Origin of the sequence: Marinomonas foliarum, assembly GCF_003337275.1 — a bacterium.
In the GTDB taxonomy this organism is placed as follows: Bacteria; Pseudomonadota; Gammaproteobacteria; order Pseudomonadales; family Marinomonadaceae; genus Marinomonas; species Marinomonas foliarum.
Map to the genome: position 1 here is coordinate 22,056 of NZ_QPJQ01000048.1, position 6,324 is coordinate 28,379.

Below are 6,324 nucleotides of genomic sequence, written 5' to 3' on the forward strand. Positions count from 1 at the left end.
TGGAACAAAAGCCGACAAGCCTTAAAACAAGCACACTAAAATCAGGGGTAATTCTTTGTCTAACTTCTTGTTTAAGCTTCGTAATCCAGTGGGTCTTTTTTACCTTGCTCTGCAAAGGCTTCTAAGCGTTCACAACAGGCTCCACACTTACCACACGATTTTTCGCGACCGTTGTAACAAGTCCAAGTGTTGGCATAATCAAGCTTCATATCCAAACCGACTTTTAAAATCTCACCTTTTGAGGCATGTAAAAACGGTGTGACAATTTCAACCGATTGATAGTTGGCAATCTTAGACACAGCATTCATGGCTTCAACAAATTCTGGACGGCAATCTGGATAGATATGATGATCTCCAGAGTGCGCACCGTAATAGACTTTTCCAGCTTCTAATGAAACGGCGTACGCAATGGCCATGGAAAGTAAAACCATGTTGCGATTCGGTACTACAGTAGACTTCATATTGTCATCTTCGTAGTGGCCTTCGGGGATGTCAGCATCACTAGTAAGAGAAGAGTTCGCCATCAAGCTATTAATTGCTGTGATATCGACGACTTTGTGGGGGATATTTAAGGCTTGGCAAACCTTGGTAGCAACATCTAATTCTTTGCTGTGCTTTTGTCCGTAGTTAAAGGATAAAGCATAAACATCCAGTCCGTTTTCAATTGCTGTATTCAGAACGGTAAATGAATCCATTCCCCCTGAATACACAACGACGGCTTTTTCAGACATCATTTGGTTCCTCTAAATTAGCCTTAATAAAAGTGGTAACAGTGGCTCTATTAAGGCGAGGGTTGAAAAACGCGGAGTATAGCAGATAGCCAAACGTTCCAACTAGAAATCCAAGGTAAAACAAAGCTTGTAACGGTGAAAAATTTAAGATATTTTAATTTGCGTAACTGGTTACCTATTTTATGGTAGCTTTTGCTTATTCATAATTATGATTTGGAAGATCGATGGAGCAGTTTGGAGTATTGACGCTTGGAAGTCGGCTAAAGCGGTTAAGTGATCATTTGTTTATTCAAGTACAAGAAATTTATTCTCAATGTGAGATCCCTATTTCGGCAACATACTTTCCGATCCTTAGGTTGTTGCAGAAAACCGGAAGCTTATCTGTGATGGAAATTGCGGATAGGTTGCATCTAAGTCACCCAGCGGTGAGCAAGCAAACCACTAAGATGATCAAAGAAAGCCTCTTAGAAAAAACAGTTGATGAGCAAGATCAGCGAAGGTCTTCCTTGCAGCTTTCTGAACTTGGCTTAAGCGCTATGCAGCGGGTAGAGCCGGTTCTACAAGAAATGAAAATTATCCTTGAAAAAATGACGGTTTATTCGAGTGAAAACTTTATGGATGCTTTGTCAATTTTGGAATCAGAGGTGTTAAGTGGGAGTTTGGCGGATAAAGTGCTGGACCGTTTAGGGCCTATTGATATTGTCTTACTAGAGACTCAACACGAAAAAGCCTTTTATGATCTTAATATGGCGTGGCTAGAACGTTATTTTCCAGATCAAATTGACGATAAAGATCGAAAGATATTGAGTAACCCGCAGCAAGAAATTATTCAGAAAGGTGGCGTGGTTTGGGTGGCGGTTCGTAAAACGAAAACACTTGATTCTGTTGTTGGAACGATTGCTTTTGTCCCTTTGGAAAACGATTCTTTGAATCACAACAAAGGCGAAGTGTTTAAACTATCAGTTGCTGAGCACGCTCAAGGAGGTGGGGTGGCTCAAGCTCTGCTTTCTACAGCCATTGCATTTGCTCATCAACAAGGCTTTTCGTTGTTATCGCTAGAAACAGCGTCATGCCTGAAATTGGCTAGGCGCCTTTATGATAAAAATGGTTTTGTTGAGAAAGAATTTCCCACTCCTTCTTTGTACGCAAGAGCGGATGTTTACATGGAAAAGTCATTAATATTGAAAACGGATCGAGATCCTTCATGAATACAATGCAACATATGCGTCGAGGAGCTGTAGCCTCCATACCTATGATTATTGGTGGCATTCCTTTTGGTTTGCTGTTTGGTTCATTAGCATCGAGTTATGGGTTGAGTCCCTGGTTTGCTGTTGCTATGTCGGCTTTTGTTTTCGCGGGCTCAGCGCAGTTTGTTGCGCTGGGTTTGATCGCCTTACATGCGCCTATATGGGTAATTGTTTCGACCACCTTTATTGTTAATCTTCGTCATCTTTTATACGCCGCGGATTTGGTGAAGTTTGTGAAGCATTTGCCAATGCCCATGCGTGTGATTATGGGGTTTGGTTTAACAGATGAAACCTATGCGGCGGTCCGTCCTATGTATGAAGTGGGCTCGGCGGATGAAAATAATGGACACAAAGCCTACCTCGGTTCGTTTCTCTCGTTTTATATCATGTGGAATGTGACAACCGTTTTAGGCGTTCTGTCCGGTGAACTAATACCAGGTATGAGTGACTGGGGGTTAGAGTTCGCAATGGTGGCGACCTTTATTGGCATCATTACGCCATATTTAAAACACAAGGCATTTTGGTTGTGTTTGTTAAGTGCAGGAGTGTCTTCGATTGTTCTATCTGGATTGCCTAATAACTTGGGACTTCTTGTATCTGCGGTAATTGGCGTGGCAATGGGATTTGTGAGTGATTCTTCTAATAAAACGATTTCAAAATCAGAAACCAGTATGCAAGAGGTGAGCAAATGAATTTGTGGCAAAGCGTTTTAATTATCATAGGTATGTTTGCTGTCACCTTTGGTGTGCGGTTTGCGCTGTTTGCTAGAGCAGATAAAGTCGTCATGCCCGCTTTTATTGAAAAAGCACTTAAATTTGTACCCGTTGCCGTTCTTACAGCCATTATTACTCCGATGACCCTAATGCCAAATCAACATATGGATTTGTCTCTGTCCAACCCTTGGTTGCTTGGTGCGTTTGCGGCCTTCGTTGTGGGTATTTGGCGTCAGCATCAATTACTAACGATTCTCGTAGGTGTTTTGGTTTTCTTTGTAGCGAAATATGGGTTTTCTTTATAAAAAAGAGAAAAGATTTTCTGCCCAATATCCCATGGAAACCTAAATACTATATACTTGCTGGTCAAAGTAACAATATTGTTAGATCAACACTTATCGGGACTTACATCAAACATGTCAGAAACGTCTAAACCAGGTAATTTCATTACCCAAATCATTGATAAAGATAACGAATCAGGCAAGCATGGCGGTAAGGTACTTACACGCTTCCCACCTGAGCCAAATGGCTACTTACACATTGGTCATGCTAAATCTATTTGCCTTAATTTTGGCTTAGCACAGCGTTACAACGGTCAATGTAATCTACGTTTCGATGACACTAACCCAGAGAAGGAAAGTGTTGAATACATTGAATCGATCAAGAAAGATGTTGAGTGGCTAGGGTTTGAGTGGAAAGATGAACCTAAGTTCGCTTCTGACTATTTTGATCAGTTATTCGATTTTGCGGTACAGCTTATTCAAGCCGGTAAAGCGTATGTCTGTGAATTAAATGCTGAGCAAATGCGCGAATACCGTGGCACGTTAAAAGAGCCTGGTAAGAATAGTCCTTTCCGCGATCGAACCGTTGAAGAAAATATGGCCATTTTTATGGACATGAAAAACGGCAAGTACAAAGATGGTGAAGTTGTTTTACGTGCCAAAATTGATATGGCGAGCCCAAACATCAATATGCGTGATCCTATAATCTATCGCGTTCGTCACGTACATCACCACCAAACAGGTGACAAATGGTGTGTCTATCCAATGTATGACTTCACTCATTGCTTGTCTGATGCGTTGGAAAACATTACTCACTCTGTATGTACATTAGAATTCCAAGATCACCGTCCATTGTACGATTGGGTGTTGGATACACTAAAGACTGCTCATCCGCAGCAAATTGAGTTTGCTCGTTTGAACTTGAATTACACGGTGACCAGTAAACGTAAGCTAAAACAGCTAGTGGATGAAAAGCATGTCCATGGTTGGGATGATCCTCGTATGCCAACCATTTCCGGCTTGCGTCGTCGTGGTTATACCTCATTGTCTATCCGTAACTTTTGTGAGCGTATTGGTGTGACTAAGTCTGACAGTGTTGTGGATGTCGGTATGCTAGAGCACGCAATTCGTGAAGATTTGGATGCAAGTGCAAATCGCGCCATGGTTGTGCTAAATCCTATTAAGGTGACCTTGACCAATTACCCAGTAGACAAAGAAGAGATATTCACTGTTGGTAACCATCCGAAGAATGAAGAGGCGGGCACGCGTGAAGTACCATTTAGCAAAGAGCTATACATTGACGCTGCGGATTTTGCTGAAGTGCCTCCTCGTAAGTGGAAGCGTTTGACACTTGATGGTGCGGTTCGTTTACGTGGTGGTTACGTGATTACTTGCGATGAAGCGATTAAAAACGATGCCGGAGAAGTTGTCGAGCTACTTTGTCGTTATGATGAAAATACCCTTGGTGTTAACCCAGAAGGTTATAAGCCAAAAGGCGTTATACATTGGGTAAGTGCGAAACACGCGGTAGACGCAACAGTGAATCTTTATGATCGTTTGTTCGTAAATGAAGCGCCTGATGCAAACTATGAAGATAAAACTTTCTTGGACTTTATTAATCCAGAGTCTTTGACTGTATTAAGCAATGCTAAAGTTGAGCCTTCCTTGATGAAATCTGACAAAGGTCAAGGTTTCCAGTTTGAGCGTGAAGGCTACTTCTGCCGCGATTTAAAAGAAGACGGTATGGTATTCAACCGTACTGTGACACTACGTGATTCTTGGGCGAAAATCGAAGCGAAAGGAAATTAAGCGCATGTTGAAGGTTTACAACACCCTAAGTGGGAAGAAAGAAATTTTCAAACCAATCGAAGAAGGCAAAGTAGGCATGTATGTCTGTGGTAACACGGTATACGACTTCTGCCACATTGGTCATGCGCGTGCGATGATTTCCTTTGATATTATTTCGCGTTTTATTCGTCACCTAGGTTACGAGCTTAACTACGTTCGTAACATTACCGATGTTGACGACAAGATCATTAAGCGCGCTGAGGAAAATAATGAATCAACTCAGTCTTTGACTGAGCGCATGATCGCAGCACAACGCGAAGACGAGTTACGTCTTGGTAATAAAATGCCGGACCGTGAACCAAAAGCCACTGAGTTCATGCAAGAAATTATCGATATGGTGCAAATCCTTATTGATAAAGGGTTTGCATATCAGGGCACTTCCGGTGATGTTTATTACCGAGCAACTAAATTCAAAGATTATGGTAAATTAAACAACCGTAAGCTTGAAGATATGTTGGCTGGTGCGCGTATCGATGTTGAAGTGGCCAAAGAGCACCCTGCAGACTTTGTTTTGTGGAAGCAGGCAAAATCGGGTGAGGTTTCTTGGGCTTCTCCATGGGGTGATGGCCGACCTGGTTGGCACATTGAATGTTCTGCTATGTCGACGAATTGTCTTGGTAGTCATTTTGATATTCATGGTGGCGGTCCTGACCTTAAATTTCCACACCATGAAAACGAAATCGCTCAATCTGAAGCAGCAACCGGCAAGGATTATGTTAACTATTGGATGCACTGTGGTGCAGTTCGAGTTAACAATGAAAAGATGTCCAAATCCTTGGGTAATTTTTTTACGGTACGTGATGTATTGGCCAAGTTTAATCCTGAAGTGGTTCGCTACTTGATGGTTTCAAGCCAATATCGCAGTGCGATTGATTACTCCGATCAAAGCTTGTCAGAGGCTAAGGTTGCTCTAGAGCGCTTGTATACCGCTTTGCGTCAGCAGCCAGTTGCTGAGTTGTATGAGCCAACGGACTTCACTGAGCGCTTCGAAGAGGCGATGAAAGACGATTTCAACACAGCTGTTGCTGTTTCTGTTTTGTTTGAACTTGTGCGCGAGCTAAATAAAGCCAAAACAGAAGATGTGAATAAAGCTTCTGCGTTAGCTGCTGAATTACGATTCTTAGCCGAGTTGTTAGGTTTGCTTTATCAAGATCCTGAGTACTTTTTACAAAACAGTACTGTTTCTGAGGGGCTGGATGAATCTGCAATACAGGCCTTGATCGACGAAAGAACGCAGGCCCGTAAAGACAAAAACTTTGCACGTAGTGATGAGATTCGAGACGAATTAGCTAGCCAAGGCATTGAACTGCTTGATAGCCGTGAAGGAACAACCTGGACAAGAAGTTAATATACTCTGCGATGCAAACGAAAAAGGCGATGTTATAAAGCATCGCCTTTTTTATTGTGTGTGTCCCATCCTAAAATACGTTGACATAAAGAGGACTTCTTTATGGCGACATCAGGTATCAAGTGTATTAAGCGCACACAGCGTGACTATTCAATG

The 6,324-nt window shown here is 42.1% G+C and carries 6 protein-coding genes; 5 read left to right on the forward strand and 1 reads right to left on the reverse strand.

What is annotated here, in order from left to right:
* Positions 1–71 precede the first annotated feature (71 nt).
* Positions 72–731, reverse strand: coding sequence for a 7-cyano-7-deazaguanine synthase QueC (gene queC, locus DFP77_RS18265; RefSeq protein WP_114413643.1), 660 nt, complete (start codon positions 729–731; stop codon positions 72–74).
* Between the two features lie 224 nt (positions 732–955).
* Between queC and DFP77_RS18270 the strand changes: the two genes are divergently transcribed.
* The 5 genes from DFP77_RS18270 to cysS all read left to right on the forward strand — a co-directional run bounded on the left by DFP77_RS18270 (position 956) and on the right by cysS (position 6,168).
* Positions 956–1,939, forward strand: coding sequence for a bifunctional helix-turn-helix transcriptional regulator/GNAT family N-acetyltransferase (locus DFP77_RS18270; protein WP_114413638.1), 984 nt, complete (start codon positions 956–958; stop codon positions 1,937–1,939).
* Positions 1,936–2,670, forward strand: a complete 735-nt coding sequence (locus DFP77_RS18275; RefSeq protein ID WP_114413639.1) for an AzlC family ABC transporter permease — start codon at positions 1,936–1,938, stop codon at positions 2,668–2,670. Before DFP77_RS18270 ends, DFP77_RS18275 begins: the two co-directional genes overlap by 4 nt.
* Entirely contained in the window at positions 2,667–2,996 is a 330-nt protein-coding gene (locus DFP77_RS18280; RefSeq protein ID WP_114413640.1) for an AzlD domain-containing protein, read from the forward strand. Before DFP77_RS18275 ends, DFP77_RS18280 begins: the two co-directional genes overlap by 4 nt.
* Before the next feature lie 111 nt (positions 2,997–3,107).
* Positions 3,108–4,781, forward strand: a complete 1,674-nt coding sequence (locus tag DFP77_RS18285) for a glutamine--tRNA ligase/YqeY domain fusion protein (protein ID WP_114413641.1) — start codon at positions 3,108–3,110, stop codon at positions 4,779–4,781.
* A 4-nt stretch (positions 4,782–4,785) separates the two neighbouring features.
* Positions 4,786–6,168, forward strand: a complete 1,383-nt coding sequence (cysS, locus tag DFP77_RS18290) for a cysteine--tRNA ligase (RefSeq protein ID WP_114413642.1) — start codon at positions 4,786–4,788, stop codon at positions 6,166–6,168.
* Positions 6,169–6,324 lie beyond the last annotated feature (156 nt).